This window comes from Granulicella sp. 5B5, assembly GCF_014083945.1.
Taxonomy (GTDB): Bacteria; Acidobacteriota; Terriglobia; order Terriglobales; family Acidobacteriaceae; genus Granulicella.
On sequence record NZ_CP046444.1, the window covers coordinates 2,205,339 to 2,231,525 of the forward strand.

Sequence of the window (26,187 nt, forward strand, 5' to 3'; positions counted from 1 at the left end):
GAGACGGTGCTCATAACGATCGACAATTTGGATGGACATGGCCCGGTCGACTACACCGGTTCCATCGCTCCGGAGGGACCCATCACGGTGCAGCGTGCGCTGAATAAGCCCTCGCGTTGCACGGTGGAGATCGTCGTCGGCGCGGAGGGATTGCCTTTGCCTGCGCGCCGCGGACGGGTCACAGTTACAACGCAGGCGGGGACTGCGCTCTTCACGGGTTATCTCGCGACAGAGCCGGTGCAGATATACGCTGGCACGGCCTCGATGGGCCCTGTCTATCGCGCACGGCTCTCGGCCGTGAGCGATGAGTGGCTGCTCGACAACCTGGGCTCTGGCGGCACTGTGTATGACGCAACATCGCTTGGGCTCAGCGGAGAAGCGCTGCTTGCGATTCTCGCGGCTCGTGTTCCCGGCGCTCCTGCGTTGCCGGTCAGCGCCGGCGTAGGTACTGTGCAGGCCATCGGCTCCTTCACGCCCGGCAAGGCAAGCTCCTGGAGTGAGAATGCCGCGCTCGCTGCGAGTGCAGCCTATGCGGGCTATCGCGCTCTCAACGGGGAGTTGCTGCTGCAGCCCGCAGGGGCAACAGTCCATGACTTCAGTGATGCCGACGGCACACTCTCAGTCGCCGAGCTGCAGACGAGTGCTGTGCGTGAGCTTGCCAATGACGTTACGATCACCGGCGCGGGAGAGCCCGCAGCTTATATCGGCGAGCAGTTCATGGGTGATGGCACGACCACTATCTTCGAACTTCGCGAATCGGCCTTCCGTCCGACGCAACGGACGTTGCTGCGCGATAGCTTCAACGAGCCCGCATTCGACGTAACGCAGTGGACCGTGGCCGATCCTGGCAGCCACTTCTCGCTTACAGGCGCTGGGCTTACGATGAACGGCGGCAACGGCAACGATGGGCAGACCGTCATCAGCGCGCTCGATGCTGTCGAGATGGGTGGCGCGATCGTTGCGCAGCTTGGAGGCGTTCTCTTCGGTGCGGCTTCGGACGGCATGCTCGCTTGCATGTATGAAGGAACGCCTGTGCTGGCCAACTGCTTCGCAGGTTTTCGTGTGCGGCAGAACGCGGGCAACACGGTTGTCGTTCCTGTTGTGAATGGTGTTGAGGTTGGAACGGTGTTCACGCCCATTGCGGGCCACAGCTACACACTGCGTCTCCGGTTGCATTGTGTGGAGATGCAGCGCGTGATGCAGCCTTACTACTGCATGGTCGATGGTGTTGTGCAGCGCTTTGGTAGCGCCAGTGGCGTCACCGCGCCGATGGATCTTGTCTTCGAGCTCGTCGATGAAGGCACTGCTTCGAACACACCGGCTACTGTGCTCTACGATAGTTTCGCTGTCGGCGGAACGGTTGTCAGCTCGCCGGCCACTTGTGCGTTTGTTCTCGCCAACGCGACGCAGCTCTTTGGGTCGATTGCATCGGTCAGCGTCACGCGGCCGGGCATTATGTGGGTGGTCAGCACGTTGCCGAGTGGCACACTACAGACACGCCTGATTGGTGTTGCGGGGCAGGGAGTGGATTGCACCGCGACCTACGGCTCGCAGACAGGCACGCCCGGCAAAATCACGTTCTTCGCTGGCCGGGTGCCTGTCGCCGGTGAGCGGATCACTGTCTACTACCGCAACCAGCGTCGCTCGGTAGCGCGGCTTGCAAGCGCGTCGAGCATTGCGAGTGAGTCCTCATCCAATGCGCCGGGCACCAGCCGCTGGCTTGGCGAAGTCCTGCAGCCCGTTGCGCGCAGTACTGCGGACTGTGAGGCTGCAGCCCAGGCAGTGCTGGCGTTTGCTACCAGCCGGTCTGCAGCTCTAGCGGGAAGTTATACAGCTATCAATCCCACGCAGGACATCTGGCCAGGCGATGTGCTTGCTATCACCAGCAACGGCGTCACAACGCAGCTGCTGGTCCGCGGTGTTGTTGCCAAGGACTGTGGCGCGCAACCCGAGGTCATCGAGTATCGCATTGCCTTCGCCAACGATTGGGCCACCGAGTGGGCCGATGGAATAGGTCTCAGGTTGAGCGAGCGTATTGCTGCCAACGCGTGGTTTCCATCTATTGCCGCTTCTGCACCGGGGCAGGTGCTTGCGAATCTGCAACAGCTCACGGTGACGAACCTTACCACTTCTGTACTGCAAATTGATACAGGCACAACGCCACCGGCGGGTGGCGGGTTCGAGATCAGGCGCAGAGACTGGCTGTTCGGGGCCGGTGTCGACGCAGCCGACCTCGTTATGCGGAGCCCAGTGCGTTCGTTCTCCATTCCACGCGCGAGCCAACTTGAACAGTATTTTGTCCGCATGTACGACGCGAGCACGCCTCCCGTCTACTCGCGATTTTCCAGTGTTGTGTTCACGAATGCTCCAGTGAGCTGAGAAGGGCAGGGGAAGGTATGACGGATTTTGAGAGTCAGGTGTTGCAGGAGCTTAGTGCGCTAAAAGCGCAGATGCAACATCTCATGGGGATTGGGCAACCGGGCAGGCTGAACCAGCTGGAAGCGCGCGTAGAAGCCCATGAGCGCAGTGTGCAGCAGTTGAAGGGGTTGGGTGCGGCCTTCGGCGCGGTCCTCACGGTTGTGCATGTGGTGATTGCATACTGGACCGAGCGGCATTAGCCGTGTACAGCTAGTCGTTCGCTGGCGCGTACACGCAGTAGCCGCGAGGTGGAGCAGGAAACTCAGCGTTGCCATCGGCATCGGTGGTGCGCTCGTCGGGGTGCGCCGTGTCGTGGCCGTCCCATGCGACGGGCTTGAACCGCTGGCTCTGCCAACGTGTCTTGACGGAGGTGCCACTCCACTTGTCGCCCAGGTTGTTCAACACATACACCAGTCCGCTCTGGCCCTCATTGCCACCGCGCTGCATGATGTACAGATCTGGATCGACGTGGAGTATGGATGACTCGCCGCCGGCGTGGGCGTGGTGAGCGGCAACCAGCGCGTCGATGCCGTTCGGCATGTTGGGACGCGCCAACTCGCAGTTGAAGTAGTCGTACCAGAAGACGCATGGATAGCCGTCACCGGTCAGAATGAAGGAGTAGGCGAGCATCTTGTCGTTCACGATCTCGTTGCCGCCCATGTCGTGGTTTTCGACGAACGTCACTGCATTGAACGGCCTCGCGGCGACGACGCTTTTGCCATCGGTCAGGTTCATCAGGCTGTAGCCCAGTTGATCGCAGACGTCCTTCAGCTTGTAACGCAGCGGAAAGTCGAACGCGGCGATCTGCTTGTCGGTCACGGCGCGGATGCGGTCGAGCCAGCCTTCGATGTCTCCTGGGCCGGACCAGTACTCGCCGACGACGAACGGCGTAAACTCGCGGCCGTCCTTCTTCTGATACTGATACTTGGCCAGCAGGCCGATCATCCATGCGCCGAAGCCTTTTACAAAGTCGAAACGGAAGCCGTCGAAGTCCAGGTCTTCAATCATCATCCGCGCATATTCGTACATCGCCTCATACACGCGCGGGTTGCGGTGGCACAGGTGCGGGAAGCCGGCAAAGTTCTCGCCTTCCCGCATCGCCTGCTCGTAGCGGCTGGGATGAAAGCAGTTCCAATCGCGCGGAAACTTGCCGCTCTTCGGGTTGAATTTCGTCCATCGCTTCTGCCCGTCGAGAGGGTTCAGCTCTTCCTCGTCCGCGCCGGAGTTGTGATTGATCACCATGTCGGCGATCGCTCCCATCGAGCGGTCGTGGAGAGCTTTGATCAGCCGCTCCAGCTCGGCACGATTGCCGTAAGCTGTCTTCACTGAACCCTTTTGATCGATGTCGCCGAGGTCAAAGTAGTCGTAAGGATCGTAGCCGTTCGAGCTCTGCGTTGGGCACTTGGAGACCGGCGGCAGCCACAGTGCATCAAAACCTGAATCGGAGAGCTGCGGCACCTTCTCGGCAAGGTAGTTCCACCATTCACCCACCTTGTTCTCTTTTGCCGGGGCGTCCCAGTAGAACGCTTGCATCATCACTGCCATCGTGCCGCTCCCGTTCTCTTTATCCTTGCCGTAACAACACGGTTGGATGCGGAGCGCGCGCGTTTGGCAGCTTGCCGCGCGAATGGCGCAAAGTAAAACGGCAGGTCTTGTAGTGGACCTGCCGTGGGTGACCTGCTGTTACAGTGACTAGCCGAGATCCTCGGACCAGTTCTCGAGATAGTTTTTGAAGTCGGTCATGAACTTGCCTGCGTCCGCGCCGTCGATGGTGCGATGGTCGAAGCCAAGCGTGAACCGCTGGATAGTGCGGATCGCGATGGTGTCCTGGCCGTCCTTATCGGTCAGCACCACGGGCTCCTTGTTCATGCCGCCGATGCCCAGGATCGCCGACTGCGGCTGCGCGATGATGGGCGTGCCGAACTGCTCGCCGAAGATGCCGGAGTTGGTCAGTGTGAACGTGCCACCGGCCACCTCATCCGGAGCCAGCTTCTTGTTGCGCGCACGGTCGGCCACATCGACGATCGCACGAGCAATACCGAGGAAGCTCTTCTCCTCCGTCTGCTTGATGACGGGGACGATCAGACCCCACTCCAGCGCGACCGCGATGCCGATGTTGATGTTCTTGTTGTAAAGGATCGCCTCGCCTTGCATCGACGCGTTGACGATCGGATGCTTGCGCAGCGCCTGCACGGCCGCGCGTGTGATGAACGGCATGTAGGTCAGCTTTACGCCGTTGCGCTGCTCATACTTGTTCTTCTCTTTTTCCCGCAGCTTCACGATGCGCGTCATGTCCACCTTGAAGACGGTGTGGACATGCGGGCTGGTGGCCTTGCTCTCGACCATGCGTTTCGCGATGATGGAGCGCATCTTCGAGAGCGGAACCAGCTCACCTGGTGTCGGTGCAGAGACGGGAGCGGCAGGGGCCGACGCAGCGGGTTTCGCTGCAACCGGTGCGGCAGCAGCCAGTGCCGGAACAGCAGCCGGTGCGCCACCTTCCAGGTGCCCCAGGATGTCCTGCTTGGTGATGCGGCCGGAAGCGCCAGTGCCGGGAACAGTTGTGAGGTCGACGTTGTTCTCCGAGGCGATCTTGCGCACCAGCGGCGACGAACGCGGGGCCTCGCCAGCCGATGCAGAGGCTGCTGAAGCCGCAGGCGCGGCAGGAGCGGGGGTTGGTGCCGCAACGGGTGCAGCCGGAGCCGCCTTTGCCGCAGGGGCTGCTGCGCCACCGCCAATCACCGCAACGATCGAGCCGACCGTAACGGTCTGGCCTTCCTGCACGCGAATTTCGGTCAACGTACCGGCCACGGGCGAAGGGATCTCGGCGTCCACCTTGTCGGTGGAGATCTCGAAGATGGGTTCATCGCGAGATACCGTGTCGCCGACCTTCTTCAGCCACTTGGTCAGCGTGCCCTCGGTGATGGACTCGCCCATCTGCGGCATCGGCACCTCGGTGCCGGGGCCAGCCGCTGCTTCAGGGGCCGGGGCCGGAACCGCCGCATCGCTCGCAGCCGTGGTCGTAGCGGCAGGCGTTACAGTCTCTGCCTTGGGGGCGGCTGCGGGTGCTGAACCGGCCTCTTCAATCGCGCAGACTACCGTGCCGACCGTCACTGTCGCGCCCTCTTCGACCTTGATTGCGCCCAGAACACCGGCCGCGGGCGAGGGAATCTCGGCGTCCACCTTGTCGGTGGAGATCTCAAACAGCGGCTCGTCCCGCGCGACCGTATCGCCCGGCTTCTTCAGCCACTTGGTCAGGGTTCCTTCGGTGATGGACTCGCCCATCTGGGGCATTACGACATCAATCGGCATAAAAAGTAGGGTCTCCGCGGCGATTTACAGCGCTCCTGGCAGTGCTCAAGGCGCAACACTCGGATTATACGGCGGTAAAACAATCTCTGGCTGCAAAATCGCCGAGTTCCATACTGTTCAGTATAGAAGCGGTGCGCTTAACTTGCAGCTCCAACGGCAAGAAGCTCCTCGGCGGACTCCACCGCAATCATCTGCCGCTGGAAGACCCGCCCAAAGTTTGCTGCCGTGCTGTTGCCCGCGCGCTCCAGGGTTGGCGGCGGCTCCTGCGCCGACTCCAGCTCCAGCGAGGTTACGCCCTTATCGGTGATGCCGCAGGGTACGATCCAGCCGAAGTCACGCAGATCGGTGGTCACGTTCAGCGCAAAGCCGTGCGAGGTCACCGCCTGTGACACGTGGACGCCGATGGCGGCGATCTTCTTCTCGCGGACGGAGCCGCCAGGCAACGTCCAAACGCCGGTCAGTTTGCAGATGCGTTGCGCCGGTACACCGAAGTCCTTGCAGGTCAGTATCAGGGCTTCTTCCATCAGCCGGACGAAGTCTACGGGTCCGAGATGCGGGCCGCGCTTACCGGGCAGATCGCCGCGCAGGTCGAAGATCGGGTAGCCCACCAGCTGCCCCGGGCCGTGGTAGGTCACATCGCCGCCGCGGTTGATCTCGTGGATCTCGACGCCGCGCTGCGCGAGCGCCTCATCGCTGGCCAGGATGTTGGCTCGAGTAGCGTTTCGCCCGAGCGTCAGCACCGGCGGATGCTCCATCAGCAGCAGTGTGTCGCCGATGCGCTGCGCTTTGCGTGCTGCGACGACGTCGTTCATCACCCGAATTCCTTCAGAATAAGGAATTCGCCCGAGTTGGAGTAGGTGCATGTACATTGAGCTAAAGGAGTTGCTCGAGCACAGCACGATGTTAACAGATTAATTCCGAACACATGTGCTCGGGCGGCTTGACACAGTCGGCTATACTTTGTATAGCCGACTGTACTAATGGGATTTCGGTATCGACCGAAAGGATAATTTATGGCTAGAGTTCATGATGTTGCAGCGTACATCATCGCCAAGTTGCGCTCGGTTGACGCTATGAAGCTTCAGAAACTTCTTTATTACTCCCAAGCGTGGTCATTAGTTTGGGATGAAAAGCCCCTATTTAGTCCCAAGATAGAAGCGTGGGCTAATGGCCCTGTCGTTCGCAAGGTCTTCAAAACCTATCAAGGTAAATACAAGATTAGCTGTGCGCTTGAAGGGGACAAATCGGCCTTGACCAAGAACGAGCGCGAAACAGTTGATGCGGTCCTTCGCTTTTACGGCGACAGAGATGGTTTCTATTTGAGCGAACTGACGCACAAAGAGCGGCCATGGATAGATGCCCGTAAGGGAATAGCTCCTGGAGAAAAAAGCGATAAGGAAATCACTAAGGCAGCGATGCGGGACTATTACGGTAGCCTTGTCTAATGTGCGCGAAGAGGGATAAGAAGCCTAAAGCGAGAGAAGTCCCTTCTGGAGAAAAAAATCCCAAAATCGCTTCGGAACCATCGCTCTATGATGATCGGAAGGCAGCTTGGCGCGTTGCCAAAATTCAGCTGACTGATCCTTATGGTTGGCATGAGATCAGTGCCAATGATGCATCGCAGATTAAAGTAAAGCTGGCTGTCTTTGAAAAGAATAGCTGGAAGGAATTATTTGTTCGGGATGCTCGTTTCAATCACCGGATTCAGTCTGATCAATTGAAGTGTCCGATAGCGCGGAAGTGGATGGCAGAAAACATGCCAGATCAACCATATCTATGGACTCTCCGATTATCCGGTTCAGAACGCATATGGGGAATACTGTCTGAAGGCGCCTATCAGGTACTATTCTGGGATCCCCAGCACCTGATTTGGGAAGTTCCGCGCACTTAGTACGACCCGATAAGCAACTAATCTATCGGGGTCGTACTATATCTACACGTTGATCGCCATGCCCTCGACGCTCGAGAAGCCATCCAGCAGGCTCTCGCTCAGCGTTGGGTGTGCGTGGATGGTGAACATCATCTCTTCCACAGTCGCTTCAAGCTCCATCGCGGTGACGCACTCGGCGATCAGTTCGGTGGCGTTCGGCCCGATGATGTGCACGCCCAATACCTCGCCATACTTCGCGTCGCTGACGACCTTCACAAAGCCGTCGTGCGCATCGAGGATGGTGGCCTTCGAGTTGCCGACGAACGGGAACTTGCCGACCTTCACCTGGTAGCCCTTCTCCTTGGCTTGCGCTTCGGTTAGGCCCGCGCTGCCAATCTGCGGGTCGCAGTAGGTGCAGCCTGGGACTCGGTCCTTGCGCACAGCCCGTGCATACTTGCCGGCGAGCTTGCTCGCGACGACCACGCCGGCCATTGCGCCTACATGCGCCAGTTGCGGCAGCCCGGCGACGACGTCGCCGATCGCGTACACGCCTGGCTCAGTGGTCTCCATCCACTCGTTCACCGGCACAAAACCGCGATCGAGCTGGATCTTCACCTTGTCGAGACCGGCGTCATACGTGCGTGGCCCACGACCTACGGCGACCAGCACCTTCTCGGCGTCCTTGGTCTGTGTCTTACCCGCCGCGTCGACATACGTGACCGTTGCACCAGCAGCAGTCTTCTCGATCTTCTCGACCTTGCAGCCGGTGTTCACCTCGATGCCGCGCTTCTTGTACAGCCGCGTCAGCTCCTTGGAGATCTCTTCATCCTCTACCGGCACGATGCGTGGCAGGGCTTCGAGGATCGTCACCTCGGCGCCAAAGCTCTTGAAGACGGAAGCGAACTCAACGCCAACTGCGCCCGAGCCGATCACGATCAGCGACTTCGGCATCGCGGGCAGAGTCAGAATCTGCATGTTGGTCAGGATCGTGTCGTCGGCCTGATAGCCCGGCAACATGCGGGCGTCGGAGCCCGTAGCGAGCACGACCTTCTTGGCCTTCACCTCGGTGACGGTCTGCTGCGTGTAGCCTTCGGCCTGCAGGTCGCGGCCCTTGCCCTTATCTTCATCGGTCACGGAGACGGTAAACACACCCGCCTGCGCTGGCCCGGTCAAACGGCCATGCCCGCGCACCACGGTGATCTTGTTCTTCTTCATCAGGAAGTCGAGGCCCTTGGTGTGCTTCGTGACGATGTCGTTCTTGCGCTTCAGCAGGTTGTCCCAATTCAGCTTCGGCGCGCTCACGCCGTCGATGCCGTAGCTTTCGGCGTGCTTCAGGTGATCCCACACCTCGGCTGAAAACAGCATGGCCTTGGTCGGGATGCAGCCCCAGTGCAGGCACGTGCCGCCCAGCTTGTCGGTCTTCTCGATGATTGCGACCTTCAGGCCGAGCTGTGCTGCGCGGATGCCGCAGGTGTAACCGGCGGGGCCGCCGCCAAGGATTGCAAGGTCGTAAACCGTATCTGCCAAGGGAATTCGCTCCATTCTTCAGGTGCGCCGGCGCAAAACCGTAGCGCTTGTCTTCGACAACTTAGTGTATCGCCGCTGCCTTAACCAACCGTATTGGATGTGCGAGTACCGGCTGCCGATGCAAACCACCCGCGCCCGCAAGGAGGTGCGCACGCATGAACCACTTCACTTACTCCGACGCTGGCTTCCAGATGACTAGGTCCTTCGAGGGCCTTCGTCTCAACGCTTACCAGGACTGCGCCGGCATCTGGACCATTGGTTACGGCCACACCGGCCAGGACGTCATCCCCGGCAAGACCATCACCGAAGCCGAAGCCGAAGCCCTGTTGCACGCCGATCTCGCAGCTGCTGTCGCCTGTGTCAACCGTGCGGTCAACGTGCCCATCACGCAGGGGCATTTCGACGCGCTCGTGGACTTCTGTTTCAACGCTGGCCGCGGCAATCTTCTCAGTTCGACCCTGCTGCGCCTGGTCAATCTCGGCGACTACGCGCAAGCGGCCGGGCAGTTCGCTCTCTGGGTACACGCAGGCGGAGAAGTTGTCTCTGGCCTCGTCCGTCGCCGCAAGGCTGAGGCGGAGCGATTCATCGCCTCGTCATAGCCGAGCGTCGCATGAGCATCGAGCAAATATCTAAGCCACGCGTCTACAGTAAGTTAGCCACCGCCGCGAATATAAACCCATCATCGCAACCGCGCTAGACCCCATTTGCGTCAAACTGAATATCGTGACGCGCCAGATCAAGTTCGCTCTCTGCCTTCTCGCTCTCTCGTTCTGCACGGCCCTGCATGCGGACCCCTCCAAGTTCGATCTCACCGGCCCCAAGCTCGACATCCGCGTCACGCGCGGCAACGACACCCTGCCCATCGCCGAGGTCCCCAACCTGCAACCTGGCGACAAGCTCTGGATCAAGGCCGACCTCCCGCAGACGCAGTCCAACCATCTGCTGATCATCGTGGCCTTCCTGCGCGGCACCACCAACGAGCCGCCCGACAGCTGGTTCACCGAGATCGACACCTGGGACAAGAAGAAGACCAAGGAGGGCACCACCATTGTCGTCCCGGACGAGGCGCAGCAGGCCATCCTCTTCATCGCGCCCGAGACCGGCGGCGACTTCAAGACGCTGCGCTCCGCCGTCAAAGGCCGCCCCGGCATCTTCATCCGCGCCGACGCCGACCTCAACGAGTCGTCCTTCGAGCAACAGCGCATTGAGCACTATCTTGATGCCATGAAGACCGTTACACAGAACGATCCCAAGGCGATTGCCGACCACTCTGCCAAGCTCGCCGCTACCCTCGCCCTCAAGCCCAATGCAGACTGCTTCAAGCAGCCCGTCGAGCAGCAGGTCACGTGCCTCACCCAGTCGAGTGAGCCCGTCATTCTCACCGACGGCCACGGCCAGAGCATCGCGGACGCGCTCTCCTCCGGCGCATCGTCGGACCTGATCAACAGTGCCTCGCTCACGCAGCAGGCCGGCGGCGGAATCTATTCGGCCTACGTCGGCACCGTCATCGACCTCGTTCACCTCGTCAGCCTCATGCGCACGGCGCAGTATCAGTACATCCCCGGCCTCAGCTTCCCAGACGATGCAACGATCAACCTGAAGCTCAATGCGCCGCCATCGTTTGTCAACCCAAAGTCGGTCATCGTGGTTGGCCTGCCTGCCATCCAGCCTGCCAAGCTGCCGCCGCTAAAGCCGCATGACCCCGACGAGGTCGCCTGCCTCCTGCAGCCGAAGATGGCCCTGCAGCTTGAGGGTGCACCGCTCGTCTTCTCCACCAACTTCGCGCACGACATCATCCTGCACCTCAACCGCACCGGCGCTCCCACCGACATTCCGCTCAAGCCTGACGCCTTCGAAGGCGGTCTGATCGTCACCAAGGAAGAAGCGCGCAAGGCCCTGAGGCTCGTCAACGATCGCACAAGCGAGGATGCCACCAGCGCGTCCGGCAACAAGCTGGGCAGCAGTTCCGATCTCGACATCACCGGCACGATCAGCGGCTACTGGGGCTTCGACCCCTTCACCGGCCCCACGCTCAAGCTGCAGCAGGTCGATGGCAAGGGTTGGAAGATCGTCGGCGACACGCAGCTGATGGCCGGCCAGGACAACCATCTCACGCTCACCGGCGAAGGCACCGCCTGCGTCCAGAAGGTCGCGCTCACCGACAACAAAAATAAAGATGTCACCGTCAGCTTCAAACCTGCCACCGATGACAGCGACAAGGACAAGCCGAACACGCTCGCGCTCGATGTCTCGCTCAAGAAGGTGCAGCCCGGCGGTTACTCGCTCGGCATCCGCCAGTACGGAGACGCCACGGCAGACCGCGTCCCGCTCACGGCCTATAACGCCGCCATCCACATGGACAGCCTCAAGATCCACACCGGCGACGACACCGCGGAACTCACCGGCTCGGGCCTCGACAACGTCGTCTCCGTCGAGCTCGACAAGCAGAACTTTACCCCCACCGGCGATGCCAACAGCGACAGCATGGTGCACCTCGAAGCCAAGGATGCCGTCTCACCCGCCAAAGGCTCTGAGGCCGTCGTCAAGCTCAAGGACGGCCGCACCATGAAGGTGAAGGTCTACGCCGAAGCACCGCGTCCCGGCCTCCAGCTGCTCTCCTTCCACGCAACGCCGGCGCAGCAGGCAGGCGCTATCCCCGTCACGCTCGGCGCCACGGACGACATCCCGCTCAACGGCAAGCTCACCTTCGTTGTGCAGACCAAAGAGATATTCCCGCGCAATCAGAAGATCGAGGTAGCTACCGCGGACGGCACCGCGGACACGACGCTTTCGCTCGCCGACAACGACCTCGTCCTGCAGGACGAGCACACCGTGGTCGCCACGCTCGATCCGCTCAAGGCCTTCGGGCAGTCCGCCTTCGGCCCGCTGCAAATGCGGCCCGTGGCCGCCGACGGCACTCCCGGTGACTGGACGCCGCTCGGCAAGCTCGTCCGCACACCGCAGATCACCGCCGTCAACTGCACCACAGCGGACGCACCCACCTGCACCGTCAACGGCGACAACTTCTTCCTCGTGCAGTCTTTTGGTGCCGCGCAGGACTTCGCGAAACCCGCCGATGTTCCCACCGGTTTCGCGGACAGTACCTTCACGGTGCCCACTCCTGCGGATGGAAGCACACTCTACCTGAAGCTTCGCGATGACCCAACTGCCGTCGCCAAGCTGACGCTACCCACACCGATTCCGAAGCCCGCACCACCCCCGCCAGCAGCGGCTGCGCAGCCCGCGCCCGCAGCCCCTGCTTCCACCTCCGCGACTACCTCAACTCCCGCCCCGGCAGCACAGGCATCTCCGGCTGCTGCAACACCGGCGGATTCTGCCCCGTCCTCGCAAGTGCCTGCAACATCGGTAGCACCGGCGACAACACCTCCGACGTCGACGCCACCGCCTGCGGCCACACCGTCGATTGCCTCGCAGGCTCCGCCAACTCCATCGGCCACCGCGCCTGCCGCAACGCCGTCGACGGCGTCAGCGACGCCTCCGGCAGTTAAGACAGCGATCCAACCGCAGTTGTGACGGAAGAGTCAGCGCGCAAGAGATAATGTGTTTACCGCATGCCTCCTCAGCGCACAGTCCTCATCGACACCGATACCGCATCCGACGACGCCGTTGCGCTCATCATGGCGCTGCGCTCGCCTTATGTCTGCGTCGCCGCTATCACTGTCGTCGCCGGCAACGTCCCGGTGGAGCAGGCCACCCGCAACGCACTCGTTACGGTAGAGCTCTGCGGCGCTGAGGTTCCGGTCTACACCGGCGCCGCAAAGCCGCTGTGTCGCGAACTCGAAACAGCCACGTGGTTTCACGGTATGGATGGCCTCGGCGACTGCGGTTACGCTCCCTCGCACCGCAAAGCCGAGTCGATGCACGCTGTCGACGCAATCATCGCCACCGCGCTCGCCAATCCCGGGCTTGAGGTCATCACCCTCGGCCCGCTCACAAATCTCGCACTGGCCATTGCGAGAGAGCCGCGCATCGTCGCCAGCATCAGCCGCTGCGTGGTTATGGGCGGCGCACCCTGCTGCGAGGGCAACGTCACGCCCGCCGCGGAGTTCAACATCTGGGTCGATCCTGAAGCCGCCCGCATCGTCATGCTCTCGGGCCTTCCTGTCGAACTCGTCGGGTGGCAGCTTTCGCGCTACGACGCTGTGCTCAACGCGCATGACATAGACCTGGTTCTCGCCATCGGCACGCCACTCGCAGAGTTCGCCATCCGCTGCAATGGCCGCGCCCGCGAGGCCTACTTCGAGCAGACTGGCGAACACGGCATCTCGCTGCCTGACCCCGTCGCGATGGCGCTGCTACTGGAACCGGGGCTGGCTCTCGAAGCCAGCGACCACTTTGTCGAAATCGAAACCGCCAGCCCGCTCACCCGAGGCATGACGGTCGTCGACAAGCTCGACGCCACCGGCGATACCCGCAATGCGCCCGTATGGGCGGATGCGCGTGCTCGCAGCCGTAAGGCGAATGTGGTCTGGAAGCTCAACGTCCCCGGCTGGAAACGCCTGCTAATGGCGACGCTCACTGCTTGAAGATCAGACTGCAGCGGGTCCTTCGAGCTAAACCCAATCGATTCCTTATCATACCCACAACTGCATATGGAATCAGCCACTTACCCCCGGGATCACCCCGTAAGTGACTGATTGTACAGATCACCCTATCTACATAGGGAGGGGGGAGGGGTCAGCCGCTACAACAACTTCGCCGCATCCTTGGCAAAGTAGGTCACGATAAAGTCCGCGCCTGCGCGCCGGATGCTCAACAGGCTCTCCAGCATTGTGCGCTCCGGCTCCAGCCAGCCACGCTCGAACGCCGCATGCAGCATCGAGTACTCACCCGAAACCTGATAGGCACCCATCGGCAGATCGTAGCGGTTCCGCGCCTCGCGCACCACATCCAGGTACGGCATCGCAGGCTTCATCAGCAGCATGTCAGCGCCCTCGGCGATGTCCTGCTCGATCTCGCGCATCGCTTCCCGCAGGTTGGCACCATCCATCTGGTACGTGCGACGGTCTCCAAACTGCGGGGCCGAGTCCGCCGCCTCGCGGAACGGACCATAGAACGCCGAGGCAAACTTGGAGGCATAACTCATGATCGGCGTGTTCTGCTTGCCTGCATCATCCAACGCCATGCGCATCGCCGCGATGCGTCCATCCATCATGTCGCTCGGAGCCACGATGTCCGCACCAGCCTCTGCCAGCGAGGCAGCCGTCTTCGCCAGCAGTGCAACGCTGGAGTCGTTCTCAACCATGTAATGCTCGCCGTCACGGGCCACAACACCGCAATGCCCATGCGAGGTGTACTCGCACAGGCAGACATCCGCAATCGTCACTAGCGACTCGGCAGCTTTGGTCGCCTTGATCGCCCGTAGCGCGCGTTGCACGATACCGTCGCTGGCATAGGCGCCACTGCCCAGCTCGTCCTTCTGCTCTGGAAGACCAAAGAGCAGCAGACCGCCGACACCAAGCGCCGCGCACGCCTCGACCTCCTTCAATGCCTCGTCGATGGAGAGGTTGAAGACACCGGGCATTGAGCCGATGGGCTTGCGCACGCCGCTGCCCTCGCAGATGAAGAGCGGATAGATCAGCGCGCCGGGATGAAGGTGCGTCTCGCGCACCAGAGAGCGCATGGCAGGGGTTGAGCGCAGCCGCCGCAGTCGTGTTGCCGGGAACTCCATGCTCTCTATCTTACGTTGCGGCGAGACTCCGTAAGATGGAGAGATGCAGTTGCTGCCTGAGATACCGAACGTCCTGACCGACCGCGGCGGCGCGTCGCTCCAGTGGGAGACGCTCCGCGCCCGTATTGCTGCGGCTGCGCACTCGCCACTTGGAAGAGAGTGGATCGCCGCGCTGGAACCGAGCTCCAGCGCGGGCTGGATTGAGACACAGCAGGGACGCAACGCAGAGATGCAGCGCATGTTGGTGAGCGGTGGCAGCTTCGACTTCCACGGCATCTTCGATGTGACTGATCTGCTCGACAAGGCACGGATCGAAGGCTCTGCGCTGGAAGCACTGGAACTGCGCTCCCTGATCGTCCATGCCGAGCGCGTCGGAGCATGGCGCAACGTGGTGCTCGCACCGCCGGATGGTGACCGCAACGCATGGCCGGAGACGCAGGCGCTATCCGCACCGTTACTTGAGTACGACCTCGAAGACCTGCTGCGGCAGTTGAGCGGCAAGATCGAGCCGGACGGAACCCTCAGCGACGACGCCTCACCCGAGTTGCGCCGTATCCGCCGTGCATTGGAGCAGCAGCACCGTGCCATCGAGGCCAGCCTCCGACGTGCGCTGGCGCGGCTCTCCGACGATGACAGCGCGCAGGATGCTGTGATCACCGTGCGGGGCGAGCGGTTCGTCATCCCCGTCAAAGCGGAGTACAAACGCAAGGTGGGCGGCGTCGTCCACGGCTCCAGCTCCACTGGACAGACCGTCTTCGTCGAGCCGATGGAGACCATTGAGCACAACAACGAGATGGCGCGACTGCTGGATGAAGAGCAGGCCGAAGTTCATCGCATCCTGGTCGCGATGACCCGCGCGGTTGCTGCCAACGCTGACGCACTATTGCTTGGTGCATCCATCCTTGCTGAGGTCGACGCGCATCAAGCGATTGCTCGCTTCGCCTTGGAGATGCAGTGTGTTCGTCCGGCCTTCAGTGAAGCGCTGGACGCCGACTTTGCACTTGTCGCTGCACGTCATCCATTGTTGGAGATGCGGCTGCGTGCCGAGCAGGGCAGCATTGTTCCGCTGACTATCTCCTTCCTTGAGGGCAAGCGGCAGATCATCATCAGCGGCCCAAACACGGGCGGCAAGACGGTTGCGCTCAAGACCTCAGGCATTCTCGCGGTGATGGCTCAGGCTGGCTTGCCGGTGCCGGCGGAGCAGGCGCAGTTGCCGATCTTCACCGCGATCTATGCGGATATTGGCGATGCGCAGTCGATTGAGCAGAACCTGTCGACGTTCTCGGCGCATGTTGTGAATGTGAACCGCATCGCAAAACATGCGGACGAGCGATCACTGGTGCTGCTGGATGAGTTGGGGTCGGCGACGGACCCGGAGGAGGGTGCGGCACTGGCGGTTGCGGTGGCGGAGCACTTCCTGCTGCGGCATGTGTGGAACATCATCACCACACATCTGACCTCGTTGAAGGTGTATGCCGCGAAGCATGAGGGCGTGCTCAACGCTGCGGCTGGGTTTGATGAGGCAGCGCTGGCGCCGACGTATGAGCTGCGGCTGGGAGTGCCCGGAGCTTCGGCGGGGTTGAACATCGCGGCGCGGCTGGGGCTCGATCCGGCCATTGTGGCTCGGGCCCGGGCACAGATGACGACGCAGCAGGTCGATATCGGGCGGTTTCTGGAGGAGTTGCACACGCAACTGTCGGCGGCGAACGTGGATCGCGAGCAGCTTGCGGCTACACAGAAGGAGCTGGACCGTGAGCGGACGCGGTTGGAGCAGGAAGGCCGCATGGAACAGCAGAAGCGGACTCGTGAGCTCGAGCGGCAGTTGAAGGCGATGATCGAGGAGTTCGAGGGGCAGCTGCGTGGGACGGTGAAGGCCATCGACGACAAGACGGTGGCGCAGAAGATCGCGCGCGACTCGGCACTGCGGATTGCGCAGCTCAAGCGCGAGTTCTCTGAGCAGTTCCAGTCGACGGTGAGTGCCCATGCACCAGAGAAGGCGCAGGCGAAGGCGATGGAACGGCAGCGGGAGCCTAAGGCCGGGGACCTGGTGCGGTTGAAGTCCCTGAACCGCGAGGGTCGCGTGGTGCGGGTGATCGACGCCAAGTCTTTGGAGGTTGCGGTGGGACCGATGAAGACCCGGGTGCCTCGCAGCGATGTGGCTGAGGTGATCGCTGTGGCGGAGAAGCCGGTGGAGGCTGCCAGGCGGCGCGGTGTGAATGTGAGTAGTCCCGCGAGTGACGATTCGGATTACGTCAGCTCCGAGATCAATGTGATTGGGAAGACGGCTGACGAGGCTGAGAGCGAAGTGGAGCGGTTTGTGGAACATGCCTTTCTGGCCGGGTTGCGGCGGATTCGGGTGGTGCATGGGGTGGGCATGGGTATCCTGCGGCGGACGCTGCGGGACTACCTGAGGAAGCATCCTCATGTGCTGTCGGTGGCCGAGCCGCCTTATAACGAAGGCGGCCAAGGGGCGACGATTGTGGAGTTGCGATAGTGATACCCCCATCCCCCTCCCTATGTAGCATGGGAGCGATCCAGGAAAATCAGTCACTTACGGGGTGATCCAGGGGGTAAGTGACTGATTCTGTATATAGTTACGGGTATGATATGGAGCACGTTGGGTTTAGCTCCGGGAACCCGTGCCGATGCGGTTTCAGGCGGCCGGTTTGGAGTTCTGAGTTCTTTTGCCTCTAATTCAAGTATAGAGAGCCCATCCTAAGAACGTGTTTTTGTTTTCTGGCCATAGCCTGATTGTTTTGAGTGGGTTATAGGTATGGCAAGGCTGTGGGGCTTGACAGCTATTTGTGGGTTGGGCGGTGGGGAGTGGGGACTCGCTGGGCTTCGAAGTAGACGCCGCAGGCGCTGCCGAGGATGCGGTTGGGGGCGACGAGGAGGACGGAGTCGCCGGGGACCTCGGTGCTGCCGCCGGTAATGTCGGCGTCTTCGTGCTGGAGATTGACCTCGGTGACAATCGGCTGCTTGATCTGCAGCTGGGCGAAGTCGGCAGGTTTGGGGTCGCCGTCGAACTCGGCTTTGAGGTCGTTCTCGTTGATCATGCGGGTGACTATGCCGGTGAGCGGGACGTCGCCGCCCTGCCAGTGCAGGGTCTTTGGGGAGTAGGTGAGGGTGGTGCCGACGAGGAACTGGGCGCGGGCAGAGTCCCAGCAGCCCATATTGGTGGTGGGGATGAGGCGCGCGATGCGCCAGGTGCCCTGAAGTTGCGCGGGCAGAGGGTCGGCGAGGCTCGTTGCGGAGCCGATGAGGAGCACGGTCACGAGTGAGACGGAGACCCGCATCCCAGCAAGAGGCCGAGACGCTTTTCCTGGTTTGTATGCGGGACCGAGCGTGAACACATTCTTATCTTAGCTTTATCTCCGGTGAGGATCGGTACAGCCGCCAGTACGGGCCGATGCCTTTCCGGTTCAGGCACTTGCGGGTGTAGGGGTGAGGTTTTTGAGGTGCTCCGTTGAGCTGCCAATTGTCACCGTTCGCTGCTGCATATTACCGTTTGCTGTTTCTTTCACGACTTCGTCTCGCGAGTTGAATAGCTTAGAGAAGGGAAATTACCGCCCGTGCGTCCGACCATTGAAGGCCTGCCGCAATGCCGGTAACCAGAGTTTGAATTGAAGGGACCGTTGCAACGGAGTTTGCGCAGCGGCCTTACCTCAGGAGACGGATTCATGGGAAAAGCGACGAAGGTTTTCGAAAAAGGGATTGTGATGACTGCGAAGGCAGGTTGGGCAGTCTTCGACAAGCTGAATTCGATCAGCCCGAACAAGAGTTTCACGCCGAAGTGGTCCGATAAGCCGCTCCTGAAGAGCTACCAGAAGGAGAAGCCGCCCCTCGGCTGGCCGCGCACGACCGACTCGCTGTGTCCGAAGTGCGTTCCTGAGATCCGCCAGCAGATCGTGGACGGCAAGCTGCCCCACGAGATCCTGCTGAACGAGAAGGTCGGCGAGATCAAGGCGCAGATCATCGAACGCGATGGCCAGATCCTGATGATCAAGGACTGCCCGATCCACGGTCACTTTGAAGACGTGATGTCGATCGACCCTGCGATGATGAAGCACCTCGAGGATGTATTCCCGGGCCGCGACATCCGCGCGCACAACGACAAGGGCCTGCACAACCACGGGACTTCAACCGTCACGCACGGCCGTGGTTCCGTTCTGACGATCGATCTGACGAACCGCTGCAACATGATGTGCGACCCGTGCTTCATGGATGCGAACCAGGTGGGATTTGTCCACGAGCTGACGTGGGACGAGATCAAGACCATGCTGGACAACGCGATCACCATCAAGCCGAAGCGCCAGATGTCGGTGCAGTTCTCGGGCGGTGAGCCGACGCTGAGCCCGTACTTCCTGGATGCTGTGGCTTATGCGCGCAAGGTTGGTTACAACTCCGTGCAGGCTGCGACGAACGGCATCGAGTTCGCGAAGTCGAAGGAATTTGCAAAGGCTTCGGCTGAGGCGGGTCTGCGCTATGCGTACCTGCAGTTCGACGGCATCGGTAACGCCGCGAACTCGCACCGCAAGGTGGGCAACGCGTTCGACGTGAAGCTGCAGGCGATCCACAACCTGCATGAGGCCGGTGTGGACATCGTTCCGGTGACCACGATCGTAAACGGCATCAACAACGAGCAGGTTGGCCGCATCATCCAGTTCGCGCTCGACAACCCGAAGAAGATCAACTTCCTTTCGTTCCAGCCGGTGAGCTTCACGGGCCGCGACGAGGCTGTTTCGGATGAGCGTCGCGCGGCGCAGCGTTACACGCTGTCGCATCTCGCACACGACATCCGCAACCAGACGGGCCTTGGCGAGAGCACGCGCGACTGGTTCCCGATCTCGTTCATGAGCACCTTCTCCGATTGGGCTGACCTGGTGCATGGACCGCAGCACGAGTGGGGCCAGCTGAGCTGCGGCTGCCATCCGAACTGCGGCATCGGCATGGCGCTGATGATCGACAAGGAAACCAAGGAAGCGGCGCCGGTGACGGCGTTCCTGAATGCGACGCAGCTGGCCAAGGACATTGCGAAGGTCAACGATGCGGCACGCGGCAAGACGCTCACCGTGGTTGGTGCGGCGCTGGCGCTGATCCGCAACTACGAGCCGAAGAATGCACCTACGCATTTCAGCATCTTCTCGTTGCTGGAGAAGTTCGATAAGTGCTTTGGCGCGACGGGCCGCAACTATGGTAAGGTGACCGCGGACCGCACGATGGAAGATATCGAGAAGCGCCGCGGCGATCGCTGGAACTTCTTGTTCATCGCGGGCATGTGGTTCCAGGACTTGTTCAACTATGACTTCCGCCGGACCGAGCAGTGCATCATCCCGTACGCGACGCAGGAGGGCGAGATCAGCTTCTGCGCGTACAACACGGGTGTGGGCTGGCGCAACATCATCGAGAAGATGCACATGACGAGCTCGCTCACCAAGTGGTACGAGGAGCACGGCCGTCACGAGATCTTCGCCGGTGGTAAGAAGGTCGGCATCGAGAAGCAGGAGAAGTATGACCTGGTGCTGAACCAGGCACATGTGGACTCGGCTGCGAACGATACGTTCGACAAGAGCGGCATCGCGAAGAACGCGCGCGAAGAGAAGATTCGGGCGCGCGATGCGAAGCTGAAGGCGGAAGCCGAGAACGCCCGCATGGCCAAGCTGTATCGCAAGGAAATCCTGAAGGAACCGGAGCTTCCGGGCGGATTCGTGGCTCTGGGCGAGATCAAGGCTGCAACGGCGAAAGCAGAGGACAAGGACCTCGTCGCTGGCGACTAAGCGATAGACAACACACACACAACGGCCACCAGCTATGGTGGCCGTTATGTTTTGCAGAGAACATTGCGTTCTTTACAGTCGTGTAACGATGTAATGGTTCGGTGTATATCCGTTGAAACAGTTTTGAGATACCTTGATGTCACGGCAGCGTTTCAACAGACCCCCGTATTTTGATTTTGGAGACCATGTGACAGAGGCGTACATCAACCGCATTGCGACAGCAGTACCTGATTCGGACGTTCACGGGGCATTCGTCGCCTTTGCCGGGAACATGATTGAAGATCCACGTCTGCAGAATGTGTTTTACCGGATGGCCCAGCGTTCAGGCATCCGGCGGCGGTTTTCGGTGTTGACACCGAACACTCCGCACACGGAGTTTCATGTGGACCCGTACAAGTTTTATGTGCGCGGCAGCTTTCCAAGCACGGCGCAGCGGATGGAGATCTTTGAGCGTCTGGCACCGCGGCTGGCGCAAAAGACGCTGGACAAGCTGGCGCTGAGCGAGGAGGAGCGGCGCGGGATTACTCACGTGCTTGTAACGTGCTGCACGGGGCTGTATGCGCCGGGGCTGGACTTCGACATCCTCGATCACCTGGGGCTGGACACGACGGTGGAACGGACGATGATCGGGTTCATGGGGTGCTATGCGGCGATTAACGGCCTGAAGCAGGCGCGGCATATTGTGCGGTCGGAGCCAAACTCGAAGGTGCTGATGGTGAACCTGGAGCTGTGCACGCTACATCTGCAGGAGACGCAGGACCTGGAACAGGTGCTGAGCTTCCTGGTTTTCGCGGATGGGTGCTCGGCGAGCCTGATTACGGCTGAGCCGAAGGGCTTTGCGATGGACAGCTTCCGGGCGGTGCTGATCCCTGAGACGCGTGGGCTGATTACGTGGAAGATCAGGGGTTCGGGGTTCGATATGCTGCTCTCGGGGCAGGTGCCGGTTGAGATTGGCAAGGCGCTGACCGAAGGCGGTCAGCAGGTGCTGAATGAACGATGCAAGGAAGAGATCGCGCTGTGGGGTGTGCACCCGGGTGGGAAATCGGTACTGGATGCGGTGGAGCGCGGGCTGGAGTTGCCGGAGCACGCGCTGCAGTCGTCGCGCGAGGTGCTGGAGTGCTTTGGCAATATGAGCTCGGCGACGGTGATGTTTGTGATGGAGAAGTTAATGCAGCGGGCAAAGCCGGGTGACAAGGGCTGTGCGATGTCGTTTGGACCAGGGCTGACGGCGGAGACGATGCTCTTTCATGCCGTCTAAGCCGATCGACTTTAGCCGGAGAGTTGCGCCAGTAGATCTGCCGGAGTGGCTGGACGACCCATGCACGTATGAGCAGCTACGGTCGTATCTGGGTGACCTGGAGCAAGTGAATACGCTGTCGTTTGGGGCGCGGCCAACGGTGCAGTGGCTTGGGCAGTTGCTGGAGCGGCATGGCGGGCAGGCGCTTCGTATTGTGGATGTGGGTTGTGGCGGTGGTGACATGCTGCGGCGGATTGAACGCTGGGCAAAGCGGCGCGGACTGGCAGTGGAGTTGGTGGGGATTGACCTGAACCCGGAGGTGGTGCGGGCGGCGCGGGAGATGACGCCTTCGGGTTCACGAATTGAGTGGATCAGCGGCGATGTGTACTCGTACACGGAGGGCGCGGATGGAGTGATCAGCGCGCTGCTGACACACCATCTGGAAGAGATAGAGATCGTGCGGTTCCTGACATGGATGGAGGCAACGGCGCGGTGCGGTTGGTACATCAATGATCTGTGCCGGGAGGCGACGCCGTACAAGCTGTTCAGTATGGTGGCGATTCTCGCGCGGTGGCACAAGGCCGTGCGGCATGATGGGCCGGTGTCATTCCGGAGAAGCTTCCGGGAAGACGATTGGCACCGGATGTTGGCGTCGGCTGGGGTTGCTGTTGAGCATGTGGAGGCACGGCGGTGGACGCCGGGGCGCCTTTGCGTGGGGAGAACCAAGAGTGCGTGAGCGCTAAGGTTGTCATCGTTGGGGGTGGAGTTTTGCGGTAGACTGACGCTCAAATCCTCAGGAGGGCCTGGCGATGGCGAAGAAGGGTGCGGCGGGGGAGTACAGCGTAGCGGTGGATGCGTATATTGCCAAGGCAGCGCCGTTTGCGCAACCGGTGCTGGAACATCTGCGGCAGGTGATGCATGAGGGTGCGCCTGGTGTGGTGGAGACGACAAAGTGGTCGATGCCGTTCTTTGAGTACACGGGACCGAGCGGGAAGACGGTGATCCTGGCAAATATGGCAGCGTTCAAGGCGCATTGCAGCTTTGGTCTTTGGGGAGCGGAACTGGCGAAGGAGATGCGCGCGGACGGTGTGGTGGCAGGCGGGTCGATGGGGTCGTTCGGAAAGATTACGAGCGTGAGGGACCTGCCGTCGAAGAAGCAGCTTGTGGGCTATGTGCGCGAGGCAGCGCGACGGATCGCGGAGGGCGAGCGGACAAAGGCTTGGAGCCGGCCGAAGGTGGTGAAGGCTGAAGTTCCGATGCCGGAGGCGCTGGCAGCCGCTCTGAAGAAGAACAAGGCGGCGGCGAAGGTGTTTGAGGGGATGAGCCCGAGCTGTCGCAAGGAATACAACGAGTGGATTGCGGATGCGAAACGCGAAGAGACGCGTGAGAAACGTGTGGCGCAGGCGACGGAGTGGATCGCGGAAGGGAAGAGCAGGAACTGGAAGTATGAGAAGTAGTTGTCGCGCTTCGAGATGTTTGCGTGAAGAGGGACATCCTGAGGGAGACATGAGTTTGAACGCAGATGCAGTCTCGTTAGACTGGCTGAGGCATGTCGACTGCGGGCAAGGGAAGAAAAAAGGCAGGTACGGTGGGATTGTCCAGCGCGGCGCTTGAGGCGTTTCGCGAGAGGCTCGGGCAATGGTATCAGAAGAGTGCGCGTGTGCTGCCATGGCGTGGCGTGGAAGATGCTTACGCGACGTGGGTGAGTGAGGTGATGTTGCAGCAGACCCGCGTGGCGACGGTGATCGAACGGTATACGGAGTTCATGGAACGGTTCCCGACGGTGCAGGCGCTGGCGCTTGCGGAGGAGAGCGACGTGCTGGCGCTGTGGAGCGGACTGGGCTACTACAGACGAGCGCGGATGCTGCATCGCGGGGCAAGGTTTGTAGTGAGTGAACTTGGTGGCGTGATGCCGCGGACCGCGCTGGAGCTGCGCGTGTTGCCGGGAGTGGGGGAGTACACGTCGGCCGCGATTGCGAGCATAGCGTTTGGCGAGAGCGTGGCGGTGCTCGATGGGAATGTGGAGCGTGTGTTGCTACGGGTGCTGGGTGAGGCCGAAGAGAAGAGCAGCGCGGCGAAGGCGAGGCTGATGACGGTGGCGCAGGCGCTGGTGCCGGAAGCTACTCGCAGGGGCAACGCGCCAGGAGATCATAACCAGGCCATGATGGAGCTGGGTGCGACGGTGTGTGTTCCGCGGGGGCCGCTTTGTCTGCAGTGTCCGGTGATGGAGCTTTGCAGGACGCGGGGAGAGCATGCGACGAGAAAGCGAGATGCGCAGAAGCAGCGGCGCGTGGCGCATCTGCTGCAGACTCGAAAGAACGGAACGGAGGTGCTGCTGGAACGACGTGCGAGTGATGCGAGCCTGATGGCGGGGATGCTGGAGTTGCCTCCGCTGGTGCTGGAAAGCGTAAGCCGGTATGAGCCAGTGCTGCGTGTGAAGCACTCGATTACGAACACGAACTACGAGGTAGAGGTGTTCGAATCGGAGGCGCTGAAGAAGGAGATTCCGGCGGCGAAGAAGGCGCTGGAGTGGGTGGCTGTGAGTGCGCTAAACGAGGTGCCTTTGACAGGGCTCGCGCGCAAGGTGCTGGTGAAGCTTGGTGTGCTGGCGAAACGGTAGTGCTTATACTGCGAATGATTCGTATTCTTGAGGTGACGACGATGGGTCGAGGAGTTTGGCTGGGTATTGCGGTTGCAGTGATGGCGACGGGCGGCTGTGCGCTAGCTCAAGGTACGCCAATGATTCCGGCGAGTCCGATCTCGAAGGCTGAGGCGATGGTGAGCGCGGCGAATCTTCGTGAGCAGGACAAGTTCATCTCCGATGACTTGTTTGAGGGGCGGTATCCAGGGCTGCGCGGGGGAGAACTCGCGGCCAAGTATATTGCCAGCCAGTTTGCGATGGACGGGTTGCAACCTGCCGGCGACGATGGGACGTTTCTGCAGCAGGTGAACTTCGTTGGCATGAAGGTGGTGCCGGAGAAGACGAAGTTCGAGCTAGTGCCTGCACAAGGCAACGCCGAACTACTGAGCTTTGGCGATGACTACACGGTGAGCAACGAGACGTTGACGCCGGAGACGATGTTGGATGCTCCGATTGTGTTTGTGGGGTATGGCGTGGATGCGCCGGAGTACCAGTGGAACGACTATGCGGGCGTGGATGTGAAGGGCAAGGTGATCCTTTGCATTGTGGGCGACCCACCGAGCGATGACCCGAAGTTCTTTGCAGGGAGGGCGCTGACGTACTACGGGCGGTGGACGTACAAGTTTGAGGAGGCCGCGCGCATGGGCGCGGTGGGTGCGTTGATTATTCATCGCACGGATCTGGCCAGCTACGGCTGGAACGTGGTGAAGAACTCGAATACAAGCGAGAAGACGTATCTACGTGATGATGCGAACCCGAGGCTGAAGGCGGCGAGCTGGATTCAGCTGGAGGTGGCTCGAAAGCTGTTTGCGGAGAGCGGGCTGGACCTCGACAAAGAGTTTGCGGCAGCGGGACAGCGGGGGTTCAAGGCTGTCGAGTTGCCAGTGAAGCTGAAGGCGACGATTGCCAGCACGGTGCGGCGGTTCCAGAGCCCGAATGTGGTGGCGATGCTGCCGGGTGCGAACGTTGCGGCACATGCTCCGGACCGGGCTGTTCTGTATACGGCCCACTATGACCATCTAGGCTTTGTGCCGGGGATGAAGGGCGACAACATCTACAACGGCGCTGCAGACAATGGCACCGGTGTGGCGATGATCCTGGAGATGGCTCGCGTGTGGAGCGATGCGGTGCATGCCGGTGAGCTGAAGCTGCCGCACTCGGTGATCTTCTCGGCTGTGACGGCGGAGGAGCAGGGGCTGCTGGGCAGCGAGTACCTGGGGCAGCATCCACCGATCCCGGCGAAGGAGATTGCGCTGGACATCAACTACGACATGCTGCTGCCGATTGGCGTGCAGAAGGAGATCAACGTGAACGGGGCGCAGCGGACGACGTTCTATCCGGAGGTAGAAGCGACGGCCAAGCGGTTTGGGCTGACGATTGTGCCGGACCCAAGGCCGGAGGCTGGCAGCTACTATCGCAGCGACCACTTCTCGCTGTCGCGGGTAGGAATTCCGGCGTTCAGCGTGGATGCCGGGACGCTGTATGAAGGACATGATCGCGCGTGGGGTGAGGCGAAGGAAAAGTACTTCAACGAGAACAACTACCACAACTTTTCAGACAACTTCGATCTGACGTGGGACTTCAACGGCGATGCGAAGCTGGTGCAGTTTGGGATGGACCTGGGCTGGCAGGTGATCCATCTGTCGCACGCGGTGGAGTGGAAGCATGGTGATGAGTTTGAAGCCGCGCGGCTGAAGAGCGAGCAGTAGTCGGTGG

General features: G+C 61.1%; 20 protein-coding genes. 14 read left to right on the forward strand and 6 right to left on the reverse strand.

Going from position 1 to position 26,187, the window contains the following annotated elements; translation table 11 throughout:
• The first annotated feature begins 6 nt into the window (after window positions 1-6).
• A complete protein-coding gene (locus tag GOB94_RS09255) occupies window positions 7-2,379 on the forward strand; it encodes a hypothetical protein (protein WP_182275661.1) in 2,373 nt (790 codons plus the stop codon).
• A 17-nt stretch (window positions 2,380-2,396) separates the two neighbouring features.
• Window positions 2,397-2,618 carry a hypothetical protein gene (locus tag GOB94_RS09260; RefSeq protein ID WP_182275662.1) on the forward strand — a complete coding sequence of 74 codons (222 nt, stop codon included), beginning with the start codon at window positions 2,397-2,399 and terminating at the stop codon, window positions 2,616-2,618.
• Between the two features lie 10 nt (window positions 2,619-2,628).
• Here GOB94_RS09260 and GOB94_RS09265 read toward each other — a convergent pair whose 3' ends face one another.
• The 3 genes from GOB94_RS09265 to lipB all read right to left on the reverse strand — a co-directional run bounded on the left by GOB94_RS09265 (window position 2,629) and on the right by lipB (window position 6,596).
• Entirely contained in the window at window positions 2,629-3,963 is a 1,335-nt protein-coding gene (locus GOB94_RS09265) for an alpha-amylase domain-containing protein (RefSeq protein ID WP_182275663.1), read from the reverse strand.
• Window positions 3,964-4,110: 147 nt separating this feature from the next.
• The gene (gene sucB, locus GOB94_RS09270; RefSeq protein WP_182275664.1) at window positions 4,111-5,727 is read right to left on the reverse strand and encodes a 2-oxoglutarate dehydrogenase, E2 component, dihydrolipoamide succinyltransferase; all 1,617 of its coding nucleotides are present in this window, start codon (window positions 5,725-5,727) and stop codon (window positions 4,111-4,113) included.
• Window positions 5,728-5,864: 137 nt separating this feature from the next.
• The gene (gene lipB, locus GOB94_RS09275; protein ID WP_182275665.1) at window positions 5,865-6,596 is read right to left on the reverse strand and encodes a lipoyl(octanoyl) transferase LipB; all 732 of its coding nucleotides are present in this window, start codon (window positions 6,594-6,596) and stop codon (window positions 5,865-5,867) included.
• 144 nt (window positions 6,597-6,740) lie between these two features.
• On the opposite strand from lipB, the gene GOB94_RS09280 reads away from it, so the two are divergent.
• Both GOB94_RS09280 and GOB94_RS09285 read left to right on the forward strand, forming a co-directional pair.
• Window positions 6,741-7,172, forward strand: a complete 432-nt coding sequence (locus GOB94_RS09280) for a type II toxin-antitoxin system antitoxin SocA domain-containing protein (RefSeq protein WP_182275666.1) — start codon at window positions 6,741-6,743, stop codon at window positions 7,170-7,172.
• Entirely contained in the window at window positions 7,172-7,618 is a 447-nt protein-coding gene (locus tag GOB94_RS09285) for a hypothetical protein (RefSeq protein ID WP_182275667.1), read from the forward strand. Before GOB94_RS09280 ends, GOB94_RS09285 begins: the two co-directional genes overlap by 1 nt.
• 42 nt (window positions 7,619-7,660) lie before the next feature.
• Here the strand turns inward: GOB94_RS09285 and lpdA are convergent, their stop codons facing one another.
• The gene (gene lpdA, locus GOB94_RS09290) at window positions 7,661-9,124 is read right to left on the reverse strand and encodes a dihydrolipoyl dehydrogenase (protein WP_182275668.1); all 1,464 of its coding nucleotides are present in this window, start codon (window positions 9,122-9,124) and stop codon (window positions 7,661-7,663) included.
• 155 nt (window positions 9,125-9,279) lie between these two features.
• On the opposite strand from lpdA, the gene GOB94_RS09295 reads away from it, so the two are divergent.
• The 3 genes from GOB94_RS09295 to GOB94_RS09305 all read left to right on the forward strand — a co-directional run bounded on the left by GOB94_RS09295 (window position 9,280) and on the right by GOB94_RS09305 (window position 13,671).
• Window positions 9,280-9,723 (forward strand): lysozyme, encoded by a 444-nt coding sequence (locus GOB94_RS09295; protein ID WP_182275669.1) that lies wholly within the window; start codon window positions 9,280-9,282, stop codon window positions 9,721-9,723.
• 124 nt (window positions 9,724-9,847) lie between these two features.
• Window positions 9,848-12,658: a hypothetical protein gene (locus GOB94_RS09300; RefSeq protein ID WP_255483792.1), complete on the forward strand. Its 2,811-nt coding sequence runs from the start codon at window positions 9,848-9,850 to the stop codon at window positions 12,656-12,658.
• Window positions 12,659-12,696: 38 nt separating this feature from the next.
• Window positions 12,697-13,671 carry a nucleoside hydrolase gene (locus GOB94_RS09305; protein ID WP_182275670.1) on the forward strand — a complete coding sequence of 325 codons (975 nt, stop codon included), beginning with the start codon at window positions 12,697-12,699 and terminating at the stop codon, window positions 13,669-13,671.
• A gap of 158 nt (window positions 13,672-13,829) precedes the next feature.
• Here the strand turns inward: GOB94_RS09305 and hemB are convergent, their stop codons facing one another.
• Window positions 13,830-14,816, reverse strand: a complete 987-nt coding sequence (gene hemB, locus GOB94_RS09310; protein ID WP_182275671.1) for a porphobilinogen synthase — start codon at window positions 14,814-14,816, stop codon at window positions 13,830-13,832.
• Between the two features lie 43 nt (window positions 14,817-14,859).
• On the opposite strand from hemB, the gene GOB94_RS09315 reads away from it, so the two are divergent.
• The gene (locus tag GOB94_RS09315; protein ID WP_182275672.1) at window positions 14,860-17,310 is read left to right on the forward strand and encodes an endonuclease MutS2; all 2,451 of its coding nucleotides are present in this window, start codon (window positions 14,860-14,862) and stop codon (window positions 17,308-17,310) included.
• A gap of 304 nt (window positions 17,311-17,614) precedes the next feature.
• Here the strand turns inward: GOB94_RS09315 and GOB94_RS09320 are convergent, their stop codons facing one another.
• Window positions 17,615-18,091: a hypothetical protein gene (locus GOB94_RS09320; protein ID WP_255483794.1), complete on the reverse strand. Its 477-nt coding sequence runs from the start codon at window positions 18,089-18,091 to the stop codon at window positions 17,615-17,617.
• 405 nt (window positions 18,092-18,496) lie between these two features.
• On the opposite strand from GOB94_RS09320, the gene GOB94_RS09325 reads away from it, so the two are divergent.
• The 6 genes from GOB94_RS09325 to GOB94_RS09350 all read left to right on the forward strand — a co-directional run bounded on the left by GOB94_RS09325 (window position 18,497) and on the right by GOB94_RS09350 (window position 26,180).
• Window positions 18,497-20,593 carry a radical SAM protein gene (locus tag GOB94_RS09325; protein ID WP_182275674.1) on the forward strand — a complete coding sequence of 699 codons (2,097 nt, stop codon included), beginning with the start codon at window positions 18,497-18,499 and terminating at the stop codon, window positions 20,591-20,593.
• A gap of 310 nt (window positions 20,594-20,903) precedes the next feature.
• Window positions 20,904-21,851 carry a type III polyketide synthase gene (locus GOB94_RS09330; protein WP_255483796.1) on the forward strand — a complete coding sequence of 316 codons (948 nt, stop codon included), beginning with the start codon at window positions 20,904-20,906 and terminating at the stop codon, window positions 21,849-21,851.
• A complete protein-coding gene (locus tag GOB94_RS09335; RefSeq protein ID WP_182275676.1) occupies window positions 21,841-22,566 on the forward strand; it encodes a methyltransferase domain-containing protein in 726 nt (241 codons plus the stop codon). The genes GOB94_RS09330 and GOB94_RS09335 overlap by 11 nt, the downstream gene beginning before the upstream one ends.
• Before the next feature lie 73 nt (window positions 22,567-22,639).
• A complete protein-coding gene (locus GOB94_RS09340; protein WP_182275677.1) occupies window positions 22,640-23,287 on the forward strand; it encodes a YdeI/OmpD-associated family protein in 648 nt (215 codons plus the stop codon).
• A 131-nt stretch (window positions 23,288-23,418) separates the two neighbouring features.
• Complete coding sequence (locus tag GOB94_RS09345; RefSeq protein ID WP_255483799.1) at window positions 23,419-24,450, forward strand: A/G-specific adenine glycosylase; 1,032 nt, start codon at window positions 23,419-23,421, stop codon at window positions 24,448-24,450.
• 14 nt (window positions 24,451-24,464) lie between these two features.
• A complete protein-coding gene (locus tag GOB94_RS09350; RefSeq protein ID WP_255483801.1) occupies window positions 24,465-26,180 on the forward strand; it encodes a M28 family peptidase in 1,716 nt (571 codons plus the stop codon).
• Window positions 26,181-26,187: the final 7 nt, after the last annotated feature.

Bases quoted from the DNA above. Each gene is read 5' to 3' on its own strand.
- GOB94_RS09260 (WP_182275662.1), top strand. From the start codon at position 2,397: ATGACGGATTTTGAGAGTCAGGTGTTGCAGGAGCTTAGTGCGCTAAAA.
- GOB94_RS09265 (WP_182275663.1), bottom strand. From the start codon at position 3,963: ATGGCAGTGATGATGCAAGCGTTCTACTGGGACGCCCCGGCAAAAGAG.
- sucB (WP_182275664.1), bottom strand. From the start codon at position 5,727: ATGCCGATTGATGTCGTAATGCCCCAGATGGGCGAGTCCATCACCGAA.
- lipB (WP_182275665.1), bottom strand. From the start codon at position 6,596: ATGTACATGCACCTACTCCAACTCGGGCGAATTCCTTATTCTGAAGGA.
- GOB94_RS09280 (WP_182275666.1), top strand. From the start codon at position 6,741: ATGGCTAGAGTTCATGATGTTGCAGCGTACATCATCGCCAAGTTGCGC.
- GOB94_RS09285 (WP_182275667.1), top strand. From the start codon at position 7,172: ATGTGCGCGAAGAGGGATAAGAAGCCTAAAGCGAGAGAAGTCCCTTCT.
- GOB94_RS09295 (WP_182275669.1), top strand. From the start codon at position 9,280: ATGAACCACTTCACTTACTCCGACGCTGGCTTCCAGATGACTAGGTCC.
- GOB94_RS09305 (WP_182275670.1), top strand. From the start codon at position 12,697: ATGCCTCCTCAGCGCACAGTCCTCATCGACACCGATACCGCATCCGAC.
- hemB (WP_182275671.1), bottom strand. From the start codon at position 14,816: ATGGAGTTCCCGGCAACACGACTGCGGCGGCTGCGCTCAACCCCTGCC.
- GOB94_RS09315 (WP_182275672.1), top strand. From the start codon at position 14,860: ATGCAGTTGCTGCCTGAGATACCGAACGTCCTGACCGACCGCGGCGGC.
- GOB94_RS09325 (WP_182275674.1), top strand. From the start codon at position 18,497: ATGGGAAAAGCGACGAAGGTTTTCGAAAAAGGGATTGTGATGACTGCG.
- GOB94_RS09330 (WP_255483796.1), top strand. From the start codon at position 20,904: ATGGCCCAGCGTTCAGGCATCCGGCGGCGGTTTTCGGTGTTGACACCG.
- GOB94_RS09335 (WP_182275676.1), top strand. From the start codon at position 21,841: ATGCCGTCTAAGCCGATCGACTTTAGCCGGAGAGTTGCGCCAGTAGAT.
- GOB94_RS09340 (WP_182275677.1), top strand. From the start codon at position 22,640: ATGGCGAAGAAGGGTGCGGCGGGGGAGTACAGCGTAGCGGTGGATGCG.
- GOB94_RS09350 (WP_255483801.1), top strand. From the start codon at position 24,465: ATGATTCGTATTCTTGAGGTGACGACGATGGGTCGAGGAGTTTGGCTG.